Origin of the sequence: Tenacibaculum piscium, from assembly GCF_021390715.1 — a bacterium.
Lineage (GTDB): Bacteria > Bacteroidota > Bacteroidia > Flavobacteriales > Flavobacteriaceae > Polaribacter > Polaribacter piscius.
The window spans coordinates 44,649-65,231 of record NZ_JAJGWT010000002.1 but is presented as its reverse complement, the minus strand read 5'-3'; the positions used below and the strand labels follow the sequence as shown (position 1 = coordinate 65,231).

Sequence of the window (20,583 nt, the reverse complement as noted above, 5' to 3'; positions counted from 1 at the left end):
TTTAAGTAAAAAAACAAAATTAAGAAGAAATTATCTTGTATTAGATTATTTTAGTAATATTTTTAACTTTTAACTCCCTTACAAAAATGTATATTTGTGAGTTCAAACAAACAACAACGAAACTATGAGTGATTCTAGAAAAAGACGTGAAGCTTTGTTATATCATGCCAAGCCAAAACCAGGGAAAATAGCAGTAGTACCTACTAAAAAATATGCCACACAACACGATTTATCGTTAGCATATTCACCAGGAGTTGCTGCACCTTGTTTAGAAATAGCAAAAGATAAAAAAAATGTATACAAGTATACGGCTAAAGGAAATTTAGTAGCCGTTATTTCAAACGGAACAGCTGTTTTAGGACTTGGAAATATAGGGGCAGAGGCTTCTAAACCAGTGATGGAAGGGAAAGGCTTACTGTTTAAAATTTTTGCAGATATCGATGTTTTTGATATTGAAGTTGATACCACTGATGTGGATAAATTTGTAGAAACGGTCAAGGCGATTGCACCAACTTTTGGTGGGATTAATTTAGAAGATATTAAAGCTCCTGAAGCTTTTGAAATAGAACGAAGATTAATCGAGGAGTTAGACATTCCTGTAATGCATGACGACCAACATGGAACCGCTATTATCTCTACTGCAGCGTTAAAAAATGCCATCGAAATTATTGGTAAAAATATAGCAGATGTGAAAATTGTAGTAAACGGCGCAGGTGCCGCTGCAATTTCTTGTACTCGTTTGTATTTAGCTTTAGGAGCTAAAAGAGAAAACGTGGTTATGTGCGATAGTAAAGGTGTTATCAGAAAAGATAGAGATGATTTAAGCTCGCAAAAAGCCGAATTTGCTACCGATAAAGACTTACATACTTTAGAGGAAGCGATGCATAATGCCGATGTTTTTATTGGATTATCAAAAGGAAATATTGTAACGCCAGCAATGTTATTGGCAATGGCAAAAGATCCGATTGTTTTTGCCATGGCAAATCCAGATCCTGAAATTGAATACCAAACAGCCGTGGATACTCGTGATGATATTATTATGGCAACAGGAAGATCTGATCATCCGAATCAAGTAAATAATGTGCTTGGTTTTCCTTTTATTTTTAGAGGTGCTTTAGATGTTAGAGCCACCAAAATTAATGAAGAAATGAAAATGGCAGCCGTACACGCCTTAGCAGATTTAGCTAAAAAATCGGTGCCAGAACAAGTCAATATCGTATATGATGAAGTGAGCCTTTCTTTTGGTCGTGAATATATTATTCCAAAACCTTTTGATCCTCGATTAATTTATGAAATTCCTCCAGCAATTGCAAAAGCAGCTATGGAATCAGGTGTAGCACAAGAACCAATTACCGATTGGCAAGCATATCGAGAAGAATTAATGGATAGGTCTGGTAGTGGAAGTAAAGAAATTAGATTGCTACACAACAGAGCCAAAAAAGATCCAAAACGTGTTGTATTTGCTGAAGCAGATCAAATCGATGTGTTAAAAGCTGCACAGCGAGTTTCTGATGAAAAAATAGCAATTCCAATCTTATTAGGAAGAAAAGACGTGATTTTAGAGTTGAAAGAAGAACTAGGTTTTGATGCCGATGTACTTATTATCGATCCTAAAACAGACGAACAAACCGACACTAGAAACAGATACGCAACCACTTTCTGGAAAACAAGACAACGTAAAGGAATTACCTTTTTAGAGGCGCAAAAATGGATGCGTGAACGTAATTATTTTGCCGCGATGATGGTAAATACTGGAGAAGCAGATGCACTAATTACTGGATATTCAAGATCGTACGCATCGGTGGTAAAGCCAATGTTAGAATTAATCGAAAAAGATAAAGGCGTTACTAGGGTAGCAGCAACAAACATGATGCTCACCAAGCAAGGACCGATGTTTTTAGCCGATACAACTATTAATATTAATCCAACAGCCAAAGATTTAGCCAAAATAACACAATTAACTTCCGTACTTGCTAAAATGTTCGGAATGACACCACATATTGCAATGCTAGGTTTTTCAAATTTTGGCTCATCAAAAGCTGAAAGTTCAGTGAAAATAAGAGAAGCCGTTGCGTATATTCACCGTCATCACCCAAATGTAATTGTTGATGGAGAATTACAAGCCGATTTTGCCTTAAATCCTGAATTATTAGCCAAAGAATTTCCATTCTCTAAATTAAATGGTAAAAGACCAAATATTTTAATATTTCCAAATTTAGAATCAGCAAATATTACCTACAAGTTGATGAAACAACTTGATGGTGTAGAATCTGTTGGACCTATTTTATTAGGAATGAGTAAACCTGTGCATATCTTACAACTAGGTGCAAGTGTCGATGAAATGGTAAATATGGCCGCAGTTGCCGTTGTAGATGCTCAAAATAAAGAACGAAAAAATAAGCAATCATAAATAATTTAAAAATTAATATAAATTTTTGTTTATTTTAGAACCCTTGAAAATCAAGTAAATGATAACACAACTAAAAGGAAAACTCGTAGAAAAAAGCCCTACGCATGTAGTCATCGATTGTAATGGCGTAGGATATTTATTGCATATTTCTTTACATACCTATTCCTTATTACCTGCCGATGAAAACGTACTTTTATATACGCATTTATCAATTCGGGATGATGCACACACGTTATATGGGTTTTTCAATAAAGTAGAACGAGAGATTTTTAGATTGCTAACCTCCGTATCTGGCGTAGGACCAAGTATTGCGAGAACGATGTTGTCATCGATGACATCCGAAGAAATACAACAAGCCATCGCTTCAGAAAATGTGAAAGCAATACAAGCTGTTAAAGGAATTGGCGTGAAAACTGCACAACGCGTTATTGTCGATTTAAAAGATAAAATAGTGAAAATCTTTGATTTAGACGAAGTTTCAATCACCCAAAACAATACAAATAAAGAAGAAGCGTTATCTGCTTTACAAGTACTTGGCTTTTTACCAAAACAAGCAGACAGAGTTCTTGGAAATATACTAAAAGAAACACCTGACGCTAGTGTTGAAACACTAATAAAACAGGCGTTGAAAAATTTATAAAACAGCTTGAAAAAAACAGTTATCAATATATTCTTAACAACACTTATCTTACTGATAAGTGTTGTTTCGTTTTCGCAAAACACAGGAAATAATGCAAAAAATAACCTGAAAAATACTTCAAAAAAGATACTAAAAGAGATACCAAAAGATACTATTATTCCTTTGAAATATGGTTTTAAGAACCATCAAAATGGAAGTCTTTTTTTAAACAATCCAACAGAAAAAAAAGTTACCTACGATAACGTAACTAATAAATTTATGTTGGTCGAAAAAATTGGGAATTATCAAATTGGAACACCAATTTTTATGACCCCAAATGAATATAAAAAATATCGCCTGAAAAACGATATGAAAGAATATTTTAAAGAAAAAATTGATGCCACCAATTCAAGAAAAAAAGGCAACAAAAAAGCTCAGAAAAATTTATTACCTAAATATTATGTAAATTCTAAGTTTTTTGAATCTGTTTTTGGTGGAAATACCGTAGATGTAAACCCTACAGGACAGGTAAATATCAAATTAGGAGGCGTTTATCAGAAAAATGAAAACCCTTCAATATCCATAGAAAATCAAAGTAATTTTACCTTCGATTTTGACCAACAAATAAGCACAAGTCTACAAGCAAAAATCGGAACACGCTTGAAGGTAACCGCAAATTACGATACACAATCAACTTTTGATTTTCAAAATATCATCAAACTAGAATATACGCCAACTGAAGACGATATTATCCAAAATATTGAAGCTGGAAATATTAGCATGCCTATTAAAAATTCGCTAATTAACGGCGCACAAGCCTTATTTGGAGTCAAAACAGCACTGCAATTTGGTAAAACACACATAACAGCCGCTTTTTCTCAACAAAATTCACAATCTAAAACCGTCGTTGCAGAAGGTGGTGCTACCATTGAACAATTTGAATTAAGAGCCTCTGATTATGATAACGATCGTCATTTTTTCTTAGGACATTATTTTAGAGAAAATTATACCCAAGCATTGGCAAATTATCCGCTGATAAATAGTCCAATAAATATTACAAGAGTTGAGGTTTGGGTAACCAACACAGCACAAAATGTAACCGATTATCGAAGCATTGTAGCACTTGCCGATTTAGGAGAATCAAATTTTGAAAATAAAGTAAATCAAAATTCCGTAAGCAATGCACTAACAACTGCTTCCGTTAATTTAAAAATAATTCCTTACAATAATGTTAATAATTTAAGTCAATTATTAACCGAAAATGGTGCAATTAGAGATGTTGCAACAGTAGATACTGCCATTAAAAATATCGGAATCCCTGCCAAACAAGGCGTTAATTATTCCTATTTACAAAATGCTCGAAAACTACAACCAAACGAATTTAAAATAGATAACCAATTAGGATTTATCTCTTTAAATAGACGCTTAAATGATGGCGAAGTATTAGCTGTTTCCTACGAATATACTGTGGTTGGAGCCTCTAACGGAGAAACCGTTTTTAAAGTAGGAGAGTTTTCAAACGATGGTGTTGTAGCGCCTGCAAATTTAGTCGTAAAATTATTACGTAGCGAAACTTTAAATACCATTCGTCCAAATACTAGCGCTCCTGGGTTTTTAGGAGAAGCCTTTCCGACATGGAAATTAATGATGAAAAATATTTATGCCTTAGGAGCATCGCCACTTGAACGTGATGGTTTTCGTTTTGAATTATTATATCGTGATGACCAAACAGGAACGCTACAAAATACCCTGCAAAAAGCAACGACATCAGGTATTACCAAAAAACCTTTATTGCGTATTTTTAATTTAGATAAATTAGATCAAAGTGAATATGCAGTGCCAAATGGTGATGGTTTTTTTGACTATATAGACGGAATTACCGTAAATTCACAAAAAGGATACGTTATTTTTCCAGAACCAGAACCTTTTGGAAATGACTTAAAACAAGTACTTACCACAACTAGTGATCAAGAAAAATACCTGTTCGAAGAACTCTATTTAACGACCAAAATTCAAGCTAAAAATGAATATCAAAATAAAGATAAATTCTTTTTAAAAGGATACTTCAAAGCTAAAACAACTAGCGGAATTTCTTTAGGAGGATTCAATATTCCTAGAGGTTCAGTAACCGTAACCGCTGGCGGAAGACAATTGGTAGAAGGCGTAGATTATGTGGTGGATTATCAATTAGGACGTGTTCAAATTTTAGATCCAGGATTGGAAGCTTCAGGAATTCCTATCAACGCCACCACTGAAAGTAACAACTTATTTAGCCAACAACGAAAAACATTTATCGGAGTTGATGTAACGCACCAATTCTCTGAAAAATTTAGCCTTGGAGGAACGTATTTAAATGTGAGTGAAAAACCAATCACACCAAAAGTGAATTTTGGAGGCGAACCCATTAACAATACTATGTTAGGACTGAATTTAGCATACGCATCTGAAGTGCCTTTTCTAACAAAATTAGCCAACAAATTACCCTTTGTAGAAACCGATGTACCTTCAAATGTTTCCGTTAGAGCCGATATGGCATATTTAATTCCTGGTTCGCCAAGCGGTATTAATGTTGATGGAACGGCAACTTCTTATTTAGATGATTTTGAAGCCTCACAAATTCCGATTAATTTAGGAAGTCCGCAACAATGGTTTCTAGCAAGTACACCCGAATCTCAAGGATTAAATGGCGGTTCAGGAGATTTATCCTATAATTATAAAAGAGGAAAAATCGCTTGGTATAATGTCGATCAGCTTTTTTATGGAGGAAGCAATAAACCAAGTAATATCGACCAAAATGAATTGTCGAGAAATGAAGTGCGTCAAATTCGATACAATGAATTATTCCCAAATACCGACCTCGATATTACCCAACAAAATTTAATCAGAACCTTAGATTTAGCCTATTATCCAACTGAAAGAGGTCCGTATAATTATAACGAAAATTCAGAAACGTCACAAGAACGATGGGGAGGAATTATGCGACCGCTAACCACCAATAATTTCGAACAAGCAAACGTAGAATATATTCAGTTTTGGTTGATGGATCCGTATGAAAATTATTCGATCACTCAAGCAGAAGGTTTGCCAACAGGAGTAAATCCGCAAGCACTTGGTAATCAGGTTGGAAAATTGTTTATCAACCTTGGAAACGTTTCCGAAGATATTTTAAAAGATGGACGAAAACAATACGAAAACGGACTACCTTCCGATGGAAAAAAAATAAATTCAGGACAAATTGGCGCAAATATTACCGAAACTATTTGGGGAGATATTCCCTTAAATCCATCAATATTATACGCCTTTGATAATAGTAATGAAGCTCGAGAATATCAAGATATTGGACTCGATGGTTTATCAGATGAAGAAGAAAAAAATAAATTTCCCGCCTTTGCATCACTCGATGACCCTGCGGGAGATAACTTTCACTATTTTAGAGGAGGCGCTATCGAAAGCTCAAATCCATCAGTGTTATCAAGATATAAAAACTTTAACGGAACGCAAGGAAATTCGCCAACAGCAAGCCAATCGGGAGAAGCATACCCAACCTCAGCAACCGCATATCCAGATACCGAAGATATCAACAAAGACCAAACCATGAATCCTGTAAATAGTTACTTTGAATATCAAGTTTCTTTAAATAAAAGCGATTTATTAAAAGGTCAAAATAATATTATTGATATCAAAAATGAACCCATTACACTAGCAAACGGAACCCGAAGAAGTACGACTTGGTATCAATTTAGAATCCCTGTTAGAAATGTTACAGAGGCTCAAAAAATTAACGGAATCTCCGATTTTAATAGTATCCGATTTATCAGAATGTTTTTGACAAAATTTAAAATGCCCGTAGTTTTACGATTCGCAGAACTAGAATTAGTACGTGGCGATTGGCGTAGATATACCAAAACATTTCCTGAAAATGGCGTGCCTGTTAATCTCAAACCAACAGCTTTAAATAAATTCGAAGTAGGCGTAGTGAGTATCGAACAAAATGAGAAACGATACAAATTACCTCCAGGAATTTATCGAGAAGAATTACAAGGAACAAACAGAATTCAACGTCAAAATGAACAATCCGTAACCCTAAAAGTTACCGATTTACCAGCCGATGAAACTCGAATGATGTACAAAAATATCAGTATCGATATGCGTCGATATAAAAAATTACGCATGTTTTTACACGCCGAAGCTCCTTTGCAAAGCAATACGCAAAATGATGATATGGTCGCTGTTATCCGTTTAGGAACCGATTTAAATGACAACTATTACGAAATTGAAAAATCATTGAAATTATCAACCAGTAACGCTACTTCTGAAGATGTTTGGCTTGCTGAAAATAATTTGGAAATCTCCTTGAAAGAATTAGCAAACCTAAAGCTTGAAAGACCTTCAGTAGGAGATGTTTTTTCATTAACAACCAGCAACGGCTTAAAAATATCTGTTAAAGGAAATCCAACATTAGCACAAATAAGAACCGTAATGTTAGGAATGAAAAATACGTCAAATTCAATGAAAACAGCCGAAGTTTGGTTCAATGAATTAAGAGTCGTAGGTTTTGATAACAAAGGCGGATGGGCAACCGTAGTGAATGCCGATGCGAATCTTGCCGATGTGATGGACGTGTCGTTAGCAGGAAGTATGTCAACCATCGGTTTTGGAAGCATTGAAGATCGAGTACAACAACGAAGCATCGAAGAAACCAAACAATATAGTGTCGCTACAAATATTCAAGTAGGTAAAATGATGCCTCCAAAATGGAACATGCAAGTACCGATGAGTTATAGCTATGGCGAAGAATTTAGAGACCCAAAATACGACCCGCAATTTCAAGATATTGAACTCAAAGAAGCATTAGATAAAAATCCAAATAGTAAAAATTCGCAAGATTATACCCGTAGAAAAAGTATCAGCTTTATCAACGTTAAAAAAAATAAAAACCCCAAAAGTACCCAAAAACCGAAATTCTATGACGTAGAAAATCTATCCGTATCCTACGCACATAACGAAGAATTACATCGAGATTATAATATTGAAAAATTTGAAAATAAAAACGTAATGGCAGGAGCAAGCTATCAATTTAATTTTCAACCATTCAGTATCGAACCCTTTAAAAAATCAAACCTATTTAATAATAAATACCTACAACTTCTTAAAGATATTAACTTCAATCCTATGCCCAAAACAATCGCACTGAATTCAAGAATTAATAGAAGTTATAGCTCTCAAAAATCAAGAAATTTAATCGATTTGCCCGTAGAACAAAATGCGCTAATTCAACGTAGATTCCTGTTTAATTGGGATTACACCATCGGTTTTGACCTGACTAAATCACTCCAGCTAAACTTTAATGCAACCAATAACTATATTTATGATAGCTTCGGAAATGATGAAAATCTCGAAATATATGACAAGTTCTTTACCGTGGGAAGACCCGATAATTATCATCAGAAATTAAATGCAACCTATAAATTACCTATCGATAAAATACCATATCTGAACTTTATATCCGCAGATTACGGATATACCGCAGATTTCGACTGGAAATCAAGTTCGCAAAGTTCCCTTAACTTGAAAAATGGAACCACCATAAAATATGAAGACGTTGTCGGTAATATGATTCAAAATGCCAATACTCATAATGTTAACGCTAATATCGATTTTGGTCGCTTCTATAAAAATATCAAACTAAAAGAATTATTAACCAAAAAAAATAAAAATAATCCTGCCAATAATCTAGCAAATAATTCATCAAAAATTAAACTCAAAAAAAATGCCTCTTTTGGACAAAAAATATTCAAAGGAATGTACGATGTACTAACAGCCGTTAAAAGAGCCAAAATCACCTACGCCCAAAATAACGGAACCCTATTACAAGGATACAAACCTTCCGTAGGATTTTTAGGAAGAAATAATTATCAGGGTGGAAATGCTCCATCGCTAGGATTCGTTTTTGGAAGTCAAACCGATATCTTACATAAAGCCATCGAAAATAATTGGCTAGTTACAAGAACTAGTCAAACTGATGAAAATCAACCTTACTATAGTAAAAATTATAGCAAAACAAGCTATAAAAAATTAGCCTATACCGTATCGGTAAAACCATTTAAATATGTAAGTATCGACCTAAAAGCAAACAATATTAAAACCAGTAATTTAAATCAGCAATTAGACGTAATCGCTAACGGAAAAGGAGGGTTTGAACAAGATCCAAAAATAAAAGCCTTCGAAACAGGAAATTATAGCACAAGCCATTTTATGCTAGGAACCGTATTTGCCGATGGTGAAAAATTATACAACACCTTCCTAGAAAATAGAAGTATTATCGCAAACCGATTATCAAAAAAATCAGGATTGCCAAACGATGCAACAGGAAAAGGATACAAAATTACCGGACAACAAACCATGTTACCCGCATTTATTTCGGCATATTCAGGAAATAATGCCAACAATGTAAGTACCAAAGTATTTAAAAATATTCCAATCCCAAACTGGACACTTCGATTTAATGGATTGATGAAATATAAATGGTTTAAAAAAACATTTGATGCCTTCACCGTTTCACATGGCTATCAATCATCGTATACTATTGGTAATTATACCAATAACTTACAGTACGATAAAAATAACCCAACAAACGTAAATAATTCTGGTAATTATCAACCAGAACTATTACTTTCGTCAGCAACTTTAATCGATGAGTTTTCACCCCTAATAAAAGTAGCCCTGAAAATGAAAAACGATTTCTCTTTTAAAGGAGAAATAAGAACCGATAGAAGCTTAACATTGAACTTTAATAACAATACACTAACCGATATTACTGGAACACAATATATTATCGGTTTTGGATATAAAATAAAAGATGTTAAATTTGTAACGCGATTTACAGGGAAAAAACAAACGATTAAAGGAGATATCAACCTGAGAACAGACATCTCTTTGAGAGATAATTTGACCTTAATACGAAGCGTTGATAAAGAAAATAGTCAGATAACAGGAGGTGAGAAATTATTTGGACTAAAATTTATTGCAGATTACAATTTAAGTAGTAGTTTAACAGCGTCTATTTATTACAATCACCAAACGTTTAAATACGCGGTGTCAACAACGTTTCCAAGGCAATCTATTAATGCAGGAGTCAGCATTATATACAACTTAGGAAACTAACTGAAAATTAATAATAAACAAACATCATAAAAATAATACACAATTACAATGAACATTCCAGCAGAATTAAAATTTACGAAAGACCACGAATGGGTTAAAGTTGAACAAGGAGTAGCTACAATTGGAATTACCGATTTTGCACAAGGTGAATTAGGAGATATCGTTTATGTAGATGTTGATACCTTAGATGATTCTTTAGATATTGAAGAAGTTTTTGGTTCAGTAGAAGCAGTAAAAACAGTATCGGATCTTTTTATGCCGTTATCAGGAGAGGTAATTGAATTTAACGAAAAGTTAGAAGATGAACCAGAATTAGTAAACTCAGATCCATACGGAGAAGGTTGGATGATAAAAATTAAATTATCAGACGATTCACAAACTCAAGATTTATTAAGTGCTGAAGAATATCAAGCGCTTATTAAAGCATAATTTAACAACAACAACAATAGCAATACTGATTAGCATTAGTATTGCTATTCTTAGTTTAATTAAGATTGAGAGTCGACCACCAATTAAAATAAATCATATCGATAAATATGAGCATGCAATTGCTTATTTCGTGTTGTCTTTTGCCTGGTTATTGGCTTTTCATAAAACAAAAATAAATAAATTTATAATTGTTTTGTGTTGTCTGTTTTACGGCATAATTATTGAAGGGCTTCAAAGTACAATAACTTCCTATCGTTCAGGAGAAGTTTTAGATATTGTAGCAAATACGACGGGTATTTTAATAGCTTATATTACGTACTTTCTTTTTTTTAGGAAAATGTAACTATTTAAAGAATTAGCTTGTAAAAGTTGAAATAAATTAATTAAATTAGCGAACTATTAAAAAACATTTAGGATGGAAATTAAGAAAAATCCAAAATCAAACTTAGAGAATTATAGTAAACTGTTTATGCAGTTAGGTTTGGTTTTAGCTTTATTTGTAACATATGTTGCGATTGAAAATAAAACATACGATAAAGAGTATGGAGATTTAGGAGTAGCGAATATGGCCTCTGAAATTGAAGAAGAAACGATAGAACTTCTTATTGTAGAGCCTCCAAAGCCAAAACAAAATACCCCTCCACCTCCAGCTCCAGATAAAATTGAAGTTGTAGAGGATGAAAAAGAAGTAGAAGAAACTGTTATTGAATCTACAGAAACAGATGAATCGGAAGCCGTTGAAGTGGAAGATATTGAAGAAGTAGTAGAAGAAGAAGAAGTAGTAGAAGATGTACCTTTTTCTATTATTGAAGAAGTGCCAATTTTTCCAGGATGTACAGGATCGAAAGCAGAGAAAAAAGCGTGTTTAAATAAAAAATTACAGAAACACGTACAACGTAATTTTGCTGCTGAATTAGCAAACGAATTAGGATTAGCTCCAGGAAAAAAACGTATTTATGTTCAATTTAAAATTGATAAAGATGGTTCTGTTACCAGTGTAAATGCAAGAGCTCCTCACCCAAGATTGAAAGAAGAAGCTATCCGTGTCGCTAAAAAGATACCTAAAATGAAACCAGGTAAACAAAGAGGTAGACCCGTAAGAGTAGGATATACATTACCAATTACTTTTAATGTAGAGTAATAAATATAACGTACTATTTATCTGAAAAAATAATATAAAAAAAGCAATCCTATACGGATTGCTTTTTTTATGAAAAATACTCTTTAACATTTTTTAATACGATTAATTTTAATCATCATGAAAAAAACAGCCTCTTTTTTTGCTCACCAAACCGCCGTTATAGATGCCGATTGTAGTATCGGAACAAATACAAAAATTTGGCATTTTAGTCATATTATGTCACACTGTAAAATTGGAAATCAATGTAATATTGGGCAAAATGTGGTGGTTTCTCCACAAGTTATTTTAGGAAATAATGTAAAAGTTCAAAATAATGTATCTATTTATACAGGCGTTGTTTGTGAAGATGATGTTTTTTTAGGACCTTCTATGGTTTTTACCAATATCATAAACCCTAGAAGTGCGATTGTAAGAAAAAATCAATATGTAAAAACAATCGTTAAAAAAGGTGCAAGTATTGGTGCAAACGCTACCATAATTTGTGGAAATACCATCGGTGAATATGCCTTAATAGGAGCAGGATCAGTCGTTACCAAAGAAGTATTACCTTATGCATTAGTTGTTGGAAATCCTTCAAAACAAATAGGATGGGTAAGCCAATATGGGCATCGATTAGAATTTGATAAAAACCAAAAAGCAACCTGTTTAGAAAGTGGTCAGGTATATTTATTGCAGAATAATAACGTAATTAAGATACGCTAAAAAGAATCTTAACTTATTAAAATAAAATATAAAAAACCATCAGTAATATAGAACTGATGGTTTTTTTAAGATGATTAAAATCAATAATTTATGTGATAAATAAAATACTATTTTTTATTATTCTCTTTAATATATTTATCTAAAGCCATCGTCATTGAAGGAGTATTTGGCGTAGGTGCTGCAATATCAACACGTAAACCTCGGTCTTCAACAGCCTTGATTGTTGAATTTCCAAAAACAGCAATTCGAGTATTATTCTGCTTAAATTCAGGGAAGTTTTCAAACAAACTGTCTATCCCTGAAGGACTGAAAAAAACTAACACATCATAAACAACATTCTCTAAATCAGATAGGCTACTGACAACAGTTTTGTACAAATTTGCACGCTTCCAATCAATACCTAACTTATCTAACTCTTCAGGAATTAATGGTTTTAATTTATCCGAAGAAGGCAGTAAAAATTTCTCGCCTTTATGTTTCTTTATTAATTTTATCAAATCAGGAAATGTTCGACTTCCAACATAAACTTTACGTTTTCGGTATACAACATATTTCTGTAAATAGTAAGCAACCGCTTCTGATTGACAAAAATATTTCATAGAATCGGGAACTGTAAAACGCATTTCTTCAGCAATTCTAAAATAATGATCGACAGCATTTCTGCTTGTTAAAATAATTGCTGTATAGTTTTTTAAGTCAATTTTTTGAGATCGAACTTCTTTTCCATCAATACCTTCAACATGAATAAAAGGACGAAAATCAATTTTCACTTTTTGTTTTTCAGCCAAATCAAAATACGGAGAAGTTTCCGTTTTTGGAGCAGGTTGAGAGACTAAAATAGTTTTCACTTTCATATATTTTTCTCTTTACGTAGTCGTTATTTTATAAACAATTAATAGGGGTGCTATTTCAAGGGTGCAAAAGTACAAAATAAAATAAAATAACTTGTGTATAACTATTTTTTTGTTGTTTATTAAAATTAAAAAAGCCCTGAATATAAATAAGATACCAAAAAAACTAACTAAAAAAAGCCGATTCGTAAACCCATATTGATAGACAATTAGAACAGGAAATAACCACAAACTAAGGCTGTTTAAGTAGCCTATTTTTGTAGCTGAAAAATATTGCAAGTCCTGTGAAGATTGCATAATCTTAGCTAAAATAACATCAATAAAAAAACGTACTATAAAATATACCGATACAAAACATAATAGCATCAAATAATTGAAAAAAGTATCCGCATATATGCTTGGCATTATTATCAAAAATAAAAATAAGGAAAGTATAATCGTGGAAAATAAAAATAAAAAACCATAAAAAGGCGTTAAAAAAGAAGCACTATCTGTTATTTTATTTTTGATAAATCCTGTAGTGAAAAATGCATAGGCGTAACCTCGTAATTTTTTTGGCTTGATTAATTTTAGTATCGCTAACAAAATAATAGCAACGATAAATACTAAGGTAATCCAATTATTATCAGGAATAATGCGTTCAATTGCTTGCAATCGTAGTTGTTTTATGCGATTAATTTAACACAAAATTAGTGATAATTTAGTGTATATTTGCTTAGTTTTAGATGAAAATTACAGGAAAAAAAATACATGAAATCAGACGCTTTAGTTATCATACCCACTTATAACGAAAAAGAAAATATAGCGGCGATTATACACGCAACTTTTAGCCAAAAAAAAGTGTTTGATATTTTAGTTGTCGATGATAATTCTCCCGATGGAACAGCCAATATCGTAGAAAAACTTCAAAAAGAATATCCAAATAAACTTTATCTCGAAAAAAGAACCGGTAAAAATGGCTTAGGAACTGCTTATATTCACGGTTTTAAATGGGCAATTGCTAAAAAATATGATTTTATTATTGAAATGGATGCCGATTTTTCACACAATCCAGCTGATTTAATTAAATTATACAACGCCTGTGCCATTGATGGTGCCGATGTTTCCGTAGGTTCTCGGTATTCCGTAGGTGTAAACGTGGTAAATTGGCCCATGAAACGAGTTTTATTATCGTATTGTGCTTCTAAATATGTGCGTTTTATAACCCGAATTCCCGTGCATGATACCACTGCAGGTTTTGTCTGCTGGAAACGAAAAGTACTCGAAACTATTCGATTCGATAAAATTAAATTTATCGGATATGCCTTTCAAATTGAAATGAAATTTAAAGCATGGAAACATCAATTTACCATCAAAGAAGTTTCCGTTATCTTTACAGATAGAGTTTTAGGAACTTCAAAATTAAGTTCTGGAATTATTAAAGAAGCCGTATTTGGAGTGATAAAAATGACACTAAAAGGATTACCAAAGTAATAATAAAACTATGAAATCATACTTAATTAAAAATGCGAAAATCGTTAACGAAAACAAGGTTTTTAAAGGCGATGTGCTAATCGAAGGAAATTATATTAAAGAAATTTCAACGGAAATTAAAGCCGAAAATATCAAAAATACTATCGAAATTATTGATGCTCAAGGTAAATATTTAATTCCAGGAATGATTGATGACCAAGTGCATTTTCGCGAACCTGGTTTAACGCATAAAGCAAATATCGGAACAGAAAGTAAGGCCGCCATTGCAGGTGGAATTACATCATTTATCGAAATGCCAAACACCGTTCCACAAGCTACAACTCAAGAATTATTAGAAGATAAATTTGAAATTGCATCAAAAACATCATACGCAAATTACTCGTTTATGTTTGGTGGAACAAACGATAATTTAGACGAATTATTAAAAACAAATCCGAAGAATGTAGCGGGAATTAAGTTGTTTTTAGGTTCATCAACAGGAAATATGTTGGTCGATAATGAACAAACGTTAGAAAAAATATTCTCTTCTACTGATATGCTAATCTCCGTACATTGTGAAGATGAAGCAACTATCAGAAAAAATACAGAAGAATATGTTGCCAAATATGGCGATGATATTCCATTAAAATATCACCCAATTATCAGAAGTGAAGAAGCTTGTTATTTATCTTCATCAAAAGCAATTGAATTAGCTAAAAAAACAGGCGCAAGGTTACACGTTTTTCATTTATCAACAGAAAAAGAAACGCACCTTTTTAGAAATGATATTCCGTTAGAAGAAAAGAAAATTACAGCAGAAGTTTGTGTGCATCATTTATGGTTTACCGATAAAGATTATGATGAAAAAGGAACACATATTAAATGGAATCCTGCGGTAAAATCTCAAAAAGATAAAGACGGATTATGGAAGGCTTTATTAGATGATAGAATCGATGTAATCGCCACAGACCATGCGCCACATACGCTAGAAGAAAAAGATAATGTGTACACAAAAGCCCCAAGTGGAGGACCGTTAGTACAACACGCAGTAACAGCGATTTTTGAAAAAGTAAAACAAGGCGTAATTTCAGTTGAAAAAGCAGTCGAGAAAATGTGTCATAATCCTGCAAAATTATTTAGAGTCGAAAAACGTGGCTTCATTAAAGAAGGCTATTTTGCTGATCTTGTTTTAATCGATAATAATCAAAATTGGACGGTTTCTAAAGATAATATTTTATATAAATGTGGTTGGTCGCCTTTTGAAGGAACAGCATTTTCAAGTAAAATTACACACACTTTTGTAAATGGAAATTTAATGTTTGTAAATGGTGTTTTTGATGAACAAACCAAAGGAAAACGCCTAGAATTTAAAACAGTTTAAAAATTATATCTTAAAATATAATGAAATACTTTTTTTACCTATTTATATTGATGCTATTGGCTTGTTGTACCAGCAATACCAAGTATGAAAAGCCCAAAAATCTGATTCCAAAAGATTCTATGATTGCATTATTAACTGATATGTATATTGTAGCATCTACGAAAAATATCAAAAATAAATTGTTGAAAAGAGATGAAAATTATACGTTTCTAATCTACGAAAAATATAAAATTGATACCACACGTTTTAATTTAAGCAATGTGTATTATACCTCAAAAGTAGAGGAATATGGCGATATGCTCAAAGAAGTAAAAAAAAATATCGACTCTTTAGAACGAATTTATATGGATAAAAGCAAAATCCAAGATACTGTATCGAATAATTCATCAAAAAATAACATAAAAAATAACATAAAAAATAAGCTTCAAAAAAATAAATTAGAAAAATAAAAAATAATTAAGCTCTAAAATTTTTACTGATATTCTTAATTTCAGTAGCGATTTCAGTAAATTTAAAATTGATTTTTTCTTGAATTTTTGAACTATTATAAAAGGAAATAGCATGAGAAGCCCGCGCTGTATTTTTAGTAAGCAACGGCTTCTTTTTGGTTAGTATTGAAATAAACCAAGCAAATCTCCAAAAAAATGCACTTAAAAATTTACTTACTTTTATAGACGGACGTTTTTTATGTAAATTATCGGCAATAGCAACTAAAATTTCTTTAAATGATTTGTTTTCTGAAACCAAAATAAAACGTTCGTTTTTAATGGTCGATTCCATTAATAAAATCATGGCTTTTACCACATCTTGAACGCCTACAAAACCTGTAATTCCTTCGGTATAAAAATTAAAACCATTGTTTATTTGGGTAAATAATTTACCAGAACCTTCTTGCCAAAAACCACTTCCCAAAATAACACCAGGATTTACAATAACGACTTCTAATCCTTCTTGACTGCCTCGCCAAACTTCCATTTCAGCACCGTATTTTGTGATGGAATATCCGCTGTGAATATCACTATCTGACCATTCATTTTCTTCATTGATTGGTTGAGAATTTATGGCATTTCCAACGGCAGCAATCGAGCTTACAAAACATAGTTTCTTAATCTTGGCTTCAATAGAAAAATTAATAATATTTGCCGTTCCTTCAATATTTACTTGACGCATTTTTTTATATTCCTTCGGATCAAAAGAAACCAAGGCAGCACAATGATAAACTTCCGTAATTCCTTTAAAAACAGCTTCTAAAGAAGGTGTTTCTGTAATATCTGCCTGAATCCATTGTATTTTTGAAAAAAGAGATGCAACATCATCTGTATAAAAAGAAAATATTTTTTTGACGTGTTCCCGCTTTCCTTCGGATCTATAAATTGCCCGAATTTTAGCACCTTTTTGTAGCAGATGATACAATAAATGCGACCCAACTAAACCTGTTCCTCCTGTAACTAAAATCATGCTTCAAAGATAAATTATTTTAACCAAAAAAAGAGGTCGAAATATCGACCTCTTTTAAATTAGTTAGTGTAACTATTAAAGTATAATTATTGAAAATTATAATTTGATATATTCTAAATTTTGAATTTTAATATCAAGCGTAATTTTTCCAGCACTACCATATCCAGGAGCAATCGCAGTTACTTTAATTAATCCTTTATGACCATAGGCATCTTCAAATTCTAATACATCACCAACTGATAACTTATTTACAGCTTCTGTTAAAGGTGTTGAAATTAAAGCTAACTCATTCCCTGTAACAGTATCAAAATCTAAATCTGAACCTTTTTTAATATAAAAATGATTTAAATCACTTTTAGCTACTCCAGATATATCTGAAACATTAATAACAGTGTTAGGAAAATCATTTGTTGAGGCTAAACTAGCTTCATTGGTCTTACCATAATAATAACCGAAATCCCATAAAGAAGCAGTTTCAACACCTTCTTTAAGTTCGTATTTTTTACCATTAAAAACTGATAAAAATGAACTAGATGATTTATCATCTAAAGGAGCTCCTAAAATTACTGTTGTAAATTGTTTTACACTAGCAGCTGTTGCAGTTGCATTTCCTGCTTTAATTGTAATAGTACCAAAAGCATTTTTATCTCCGTAAGCATTTCTTTTCGTAACATCTCTAAAATCTCCTTTACTAGTTGTTCCTAAAGCAGCAAGACGTGTTGTCCATAATTTATATACAACAACACCATCAGTACTTGTTGGAGCTTCAAAAGGAATTTTATAGGTAAATTCTTGCCCTTCTAAGCTACCTAAGTTGATAGCACCATCGCCATAAGTTTTAACAGCTGCGGTAACAGTTGATAAATCATAAGCAACAGCTCCTTGCTCACTTCCGTATACATTTTTAGTAATGTATAAACGTTTCATTTTCTTTTCAGCGTCTGAAAATTTTACAACAACGTCTAAAGTGGTGTTAGCTTCGGCTGTTAATTCTAATGTTGGAAAATAATCAGCACTATTGATAACTAATTCTTTAGGTGAATCAGGAGTTTCGATTACAGGTTTATCAGGGTCTACAGCAAGTTCATTCTGTTCTTCACTACAACCCGTAAAAGTTGTTCCGATTAAAAAGGCACTACATGCAATAAATAATGGTTTCAATAAATTTTTCATTCTTTTTTAGTTTTGATTATTTTTAGATTTCTTTTTTAGAAATTTAAAAGTATATATTCTTTTTCAAAATATATGCCAAAGAGGTTTATATTTGTGTTAAAAACAGGAATACTTCTAAATATTTTTAAATACGTCTAAATATGCCGAAATATTTAGTGATTTATTGTGTTTAAAAGTCATATTTCAGTAAATTTAAAGAAACACGAATCAAATGAATAACTTAGTTAAAGAATTACAATGGCGTGGAATGGTTCATGACATGATGCCTGGAACTGAAGCGCAATTACAAAAAGAAATGACCGCGGCATATATCGGTTTTGATCCAACTTCTGATTCGTTACATATTGGAAGTTTAGTACCAATTATATTGCTTGTTCATTTAGAAAAAGCAGGACATAAACCCGTAGCTTTAGTAGGTGGTGCAACAGGAATGATTGGCGATCCTTCAGGAAAATCAGACGAACGTAATTTGTTAAACGAAGAAGCATTAGCCAAAAATGTAGCAGGAATTCAACGAACTTTAGCACGTTTCTTAGATTTTGATAGCACGGCTAAAAATGCCCCGTTATTGGTCAATAATTACGATTGGATGAAAGATTTCTCCTTTATCGAATTTGCTAGAGATGTTGGTAAACGAATCACCGTAAACTACATGATGGGAAAAGAATCTGTTAAAAAAAGAATTTCTGGCGAAGCTACTGGAGGAATGAGTTTTACTGAATTTACCTACCAATTAATTCAAGGATACGATTTTTATCATCTATATAAAAACCACAACTGTTTATTACAAATGGGTGGTTCTGATCAATGGGGAAATATCACCACAGGAACAGAATTAGTCCGTAGAATGCATGTTGGTGAAGAGGCAAAAGCCTACGCAATTACTTGCCCATTAATTACCAAAGCCGATGGTTCAAAATTTGGAAAATCGGAAGGTGGAAATGTATGGTTAGATGCTGATAAAACATCCGTTTATAAATTTTATCAATTTTGGTTAAATACTTCGGATGAAGATGCAGCTAAATATATTAAAATATTTACATTTTTAGATGAAAAAACAATTCAAGATTTAATTGAAAAACATCAAGAAGCACCACACGAAAGAGCGCTTCAAAAAACATTGGCAAACGCAGTTACTACTTTTGTTCATTCGGAAGAAGCACTAGAAAAAGCAATAAAAGCTTCTAATATTTTATTTGGAAAATCAACTTCGGAAGATTTGAAAAGTTTAGATGAACAAACTTTTTTAGATGTTTTTGACGGCGTTCCACAAGCGGAAGTTTCTAAAGATGATATTTCAGAAGGGTTATCAATGATTGATGCTTTATCAGGAAAAACAAACTTTTTAAAATCAAACGGAGATGCTAAAAGAGCTTTAAAAGAAAATGCGGTTTCTGTAAATAAAGAAAAAATTAAAGAAGATTTCTTAATTACATCCAAAGATTTAATTGCTGATAAATACGTGTTGTTACAACGTGGAAAAAAGAGTTATTTTTTATTGAAATTAGTTTAATTAAGAAGTAATTAAAAAAAGATTAAGAAGCAATTTTTATATCAAAAGTTAAAGGGCATCGCTTACAGTTGATGCCTTTTTTTTGATATTTATTACAACAGCTACTTTTTGGTTTGATACAATTAGAACTACAAACAGCATCACAAATACTCACTGGAAGTACTTTTTTTGATGCCAATTTTCGGGGGATCGTACTAATACGACCTGCTTGTTTACTTTTAAGATTAGTCTTAACGTTCTTGTTTTGAGTATAAAATATAATCATAATGTACTATTATAAGGCAAATATA

General features: G+C 32.3%; 15 protein-coding genes. 11 read left to right on the top strand and 4 right to left on the bottom strand.

What is annotated here, in order from left to right; translation table 11 throughout:
* The first annotated feature begins 124 nt into the window (after positions 1-124).
* From L0U77_RS02450 to L0U77_RS02425, 7 genes are all read left to right on the top strand, one after another.
* Complete coding sequence (locus tag L0U77_RS02450) at positions 125-2,410, top strand: NADP-dependent malic enzyme (protein ID WP_101918614.1); 2,286 nt, start codon at positions 125-127, stop codon at positions 2,408-2,410.
* Positions 2,411-2,468: 58 nt separating this feature from the next.
* The gene (ruvA, locus tag L0U77_RS02445; RefSeq protein WP_101918615.1) at positions 2,469-3,050 is read left to right on the top strand and encodes a Holliday junction branch migration protein RuvA; all 582 of its coding nucleotides are present in this window, start codon (positions 2,469-2,471) and stop codon (positions 3,048-3,050) included.
* Between the two features lie 6 nt (positions 3,051-3,056).
* Positions 3,057-10,193, top strand: a complete 7,137-nt coding sequence (sov, locus tag L0U77_RS02440; protein ID WP_233900684.1) for a T9SS outer membrane translocon Sov/SprA — start codon at positions 3,057-3,059, stop codon at positions 10,191-10,193.
* A gap of 48 nt (positions 10,194-10,241) precedes the next feature.
* Complete coding sequence (gene gcvH / locus L0U77_RS02435; RefSeq protein WP_101918616.1) at positions 10,242-10,622, top strand: glycine cleavage system protein GcvH; 381 nt, start codon at positions 10,242-10,244, stop codon at positions 10,620-10,622.
* A complete protein-coding gene (locus tag L0U77_RS11935; protein WP_101918617.1) occupies positions 10,588-10,965 on the top strand; it encodes a VanZ family protein in 378 nt (125 codons plus the stop codon). Before gcvH ends, L0U77_RS11935 begins: the two co-directional genes overlap by 35 nt.
* Positions 10,966-11,037: 72 nt before the next feature.
* Entirely contained in the window at positions 11,038-11,763 is a 726-nt protein-coding gene (locus tag L0U77_RS02430; RefSeq protein ID WP_101918618.1) for an energy transducer TonB, read from the top strand.
* Between the two features lie 117 nt (positions 11,764-11,880).
* Positions 11,881-12,465, top strand: a complete 585-nt coding sequence (locus tag L0U77_RS02425; RefSeq protein ID WP_101918619.1) for an acyltransferase — start codon at positions 11,881-11,883, stop codon at positions 12,463-12,465.
* Positions 12,466-12,572: 107 nt separating this feature from the next.
* Here the strand turns inward: L0U77_RS02425 and L0U77_RS02420 are convergent, their stop codons facing one another.
* On the bottom strand, positions 12,573-13,319 hold the full coding sequence (locus L0U77_RS02420; protein ID WP_101918620.1) for a uroporphyrinogen-III synthase: 747 nt from the start codon (positions 13,317-13,319) through the stop codon (positions 12,573-12,575).
* 12 nt (positions 13,320-13,331) lie between these two features.
* The gene (locus L0U77_RS11930) at positions 13,332-13,970 is read right to left on the bottom strand and encodes a DUF4271 domain-containing protein (protein ID WP_420895222.1); all 639 of its coding nucleotides are present in this window, start codon (positions 13,968-13,970) and stop codon (positions 13,332-13,334) included.
* A 96-nt stretch (positions 13,971-14,066) separates the two neighbouring features.
* Here L0U77_RS11930 and L0U77_RS02415 point away from each other — a divergent pair, with 96 nt between their 5' ends.
* Genes L0U77_RS02415 through L0U77_RS02405 form a run of 3 tightly spaced genes read left to right on the top strand, consistent with a single transcriptional unit; the run spans position 14,067 to position 16,598 of the window.
* On the top strand, positions 14,067-14,789 hold the full coding sequence (locus L0U77_RS02415) for a polyprenol monophosphomannose synthase (protein ID WP_101918622.1): 723 nt from the start codon (positions 14,067-14,069) through the stop codon (positions 14,787-14,789).
* 10 nt (positions 14,790-14,799) lie between these two features.
* Positions 14,800-16,149, top strand: a complete 1,350-nt coding sequence (locus tag L0U77_RS02410) for a dihydroorotase (protein ID WP_233897653.1) — start codon at positions 14,800-14,802, stop codon at positions 16,147-16,149.
* Positions 16,150-16,169: 20 nt separating this feature from the next.
* Positions 16,170-16,598, top strand: coding sequence for a DUF4296 domain-containing protein (locus L0U77_RS02405; RefSeq protein WP_233897654.1), 429 nt, complete (start codon positions 16,170-16,172; stop codon positions 16,596-16,598).
* Positions 16,599-16,605: 7 nt separating this feature from the next.
* Here L0U77_RS02405 and L0U77_RS02400 read toward each other — a convergent pair whose 3' ends face one another.
* Positions 16,606-17,607: an NAD-dependent epimerase/dehydratase family protein gene (locus tag L0U77_RS02400; protein ID WP_233897655.1), complete on the bottom strand. Its 1,002-nt coding sequence runs from the start codon at positions 17,605-17,607 to the stop codon at positions 16,606-16,608.
* A 96-nt stretch (positions 17,608-17,703) separates the two neighbouring features.
* Complete coding sequence (locus L0U77_RS02395) at positions 17,704-18,780, bottom strand: hypothetical protein (RefSeq protein ID WP_233897656.1); 1,077 nt, start codon at positions 18,778-18,780, stop codon at positions 17,704-17,706.
* A gap of 211 nt (positions 18,781-18,991) precedes the next feature.
* On the opposite strand from L0U77_RS02395, the gene tyrS reads away from it, so the two are divergent.
* The gene (gene tyrS, locus L0U77_RS02390; protein WP_233897657.1) at positions 18,992-20,293 is read left to right on the top strand and encodes a tyrosine--tRNA ligase; all 1,302 of its coding nucleotides are present in this window, start codon (positions 18,992-18,994) and stop codon (positions 20,291-20,293) included.
* Positions 20,294-20,583: the final 290 nt, after the last annotated feature.

What these genes read in the sequence shown, in the direction of transcription:
- L0U77_RS02450 (WP_101918614.1), top strand. Translation starts at nt 125, where the DNA reads ATGAGTGATTCTAGAAAAAGACGTGAAGCTTTGTTATATCATGCCAAG.
- ruvA (WP_101918615.1), top strand. Translation starts at nt 2,469, where the DNA reads ATGATAACACAACTAAAAGGAAAACTCGTAGAAAAAAGCCCTACGCAT.
- gcvH (WP_101918616.1), top strand. Translation starts at nt 10,242, where the DNA reads ATGAACATTCCAGCAGAATTAAAATTTACGAAAGACCACGAATGGGTT.
- L0U77_RS02430 (WP_101918618.1), top strand. Translation starts at nt 11,038, where the DNA reads ATGGAAATTAAGAAAAATCCAAAATCAAACTTAGAGAATTATAGTAAA.
- L0U77_RS02425 (WP_101918619.1), top strand. Translation starts at nt 11,881, where the DNA reads ATGAAAAAAACAGCCTCTTTTTTTGCTCACCAAACCGCCGTTATAGAT.
- L0U77_RS02420 (WP_101918620.1), bottom strand. Translation starts at nt 13,319, where the DNA reads ATGAAAGTGAAAACTATTTTAGTCTCTCAACCTGCTCCAAAAACGGAA.
- L0U77_RS02415 (WP_101918622.1), top strand. Translation starts at nt 14,067, where the DNA reads ATGAAATCAGACGCTTTAGTTATCATACCCACTTATAACGAAAAAGAA.
- L0U77_RS02410 (WP_233897653.1), top strand. Translation starts at nt 14,800, where the DNA reads ATGAAATCATACTTAATTAAAAATGCGAAAATCGTTAACGAAAACAAG.
- L0U77_RS02405 (WP_233897654.1), top strand. Translation starts at nt 16,170, where the DNA reads ATGAAATACTTTTTTTACCTATTTATATTGATGCTATTGGCTTGTTGT.
- L0U77_RS02400 (WP_233897655.1), bottom strand. Translation starts at nt 17,607, where the DNA reads ATGATTTTAGTTACAGGAGGAACAGGTTTAGTTGGGTCGCATTTATTG.
- L0U77_RS02395 (WP_233897656.1), bottom strand. Translation starts at nt 18,780, where the DNA reads ATGAAAAATTTATTGAAACCATTATTTATTGCATGTAGTGCCTTTTTA.
- tyrS (WP_233897657.1), top strand. Translation starts at nt 18,992, where the DNA reads ATGAATAACTTAGTTAAAGAATTACAATGGCGTGGAATGGTTCATGAC.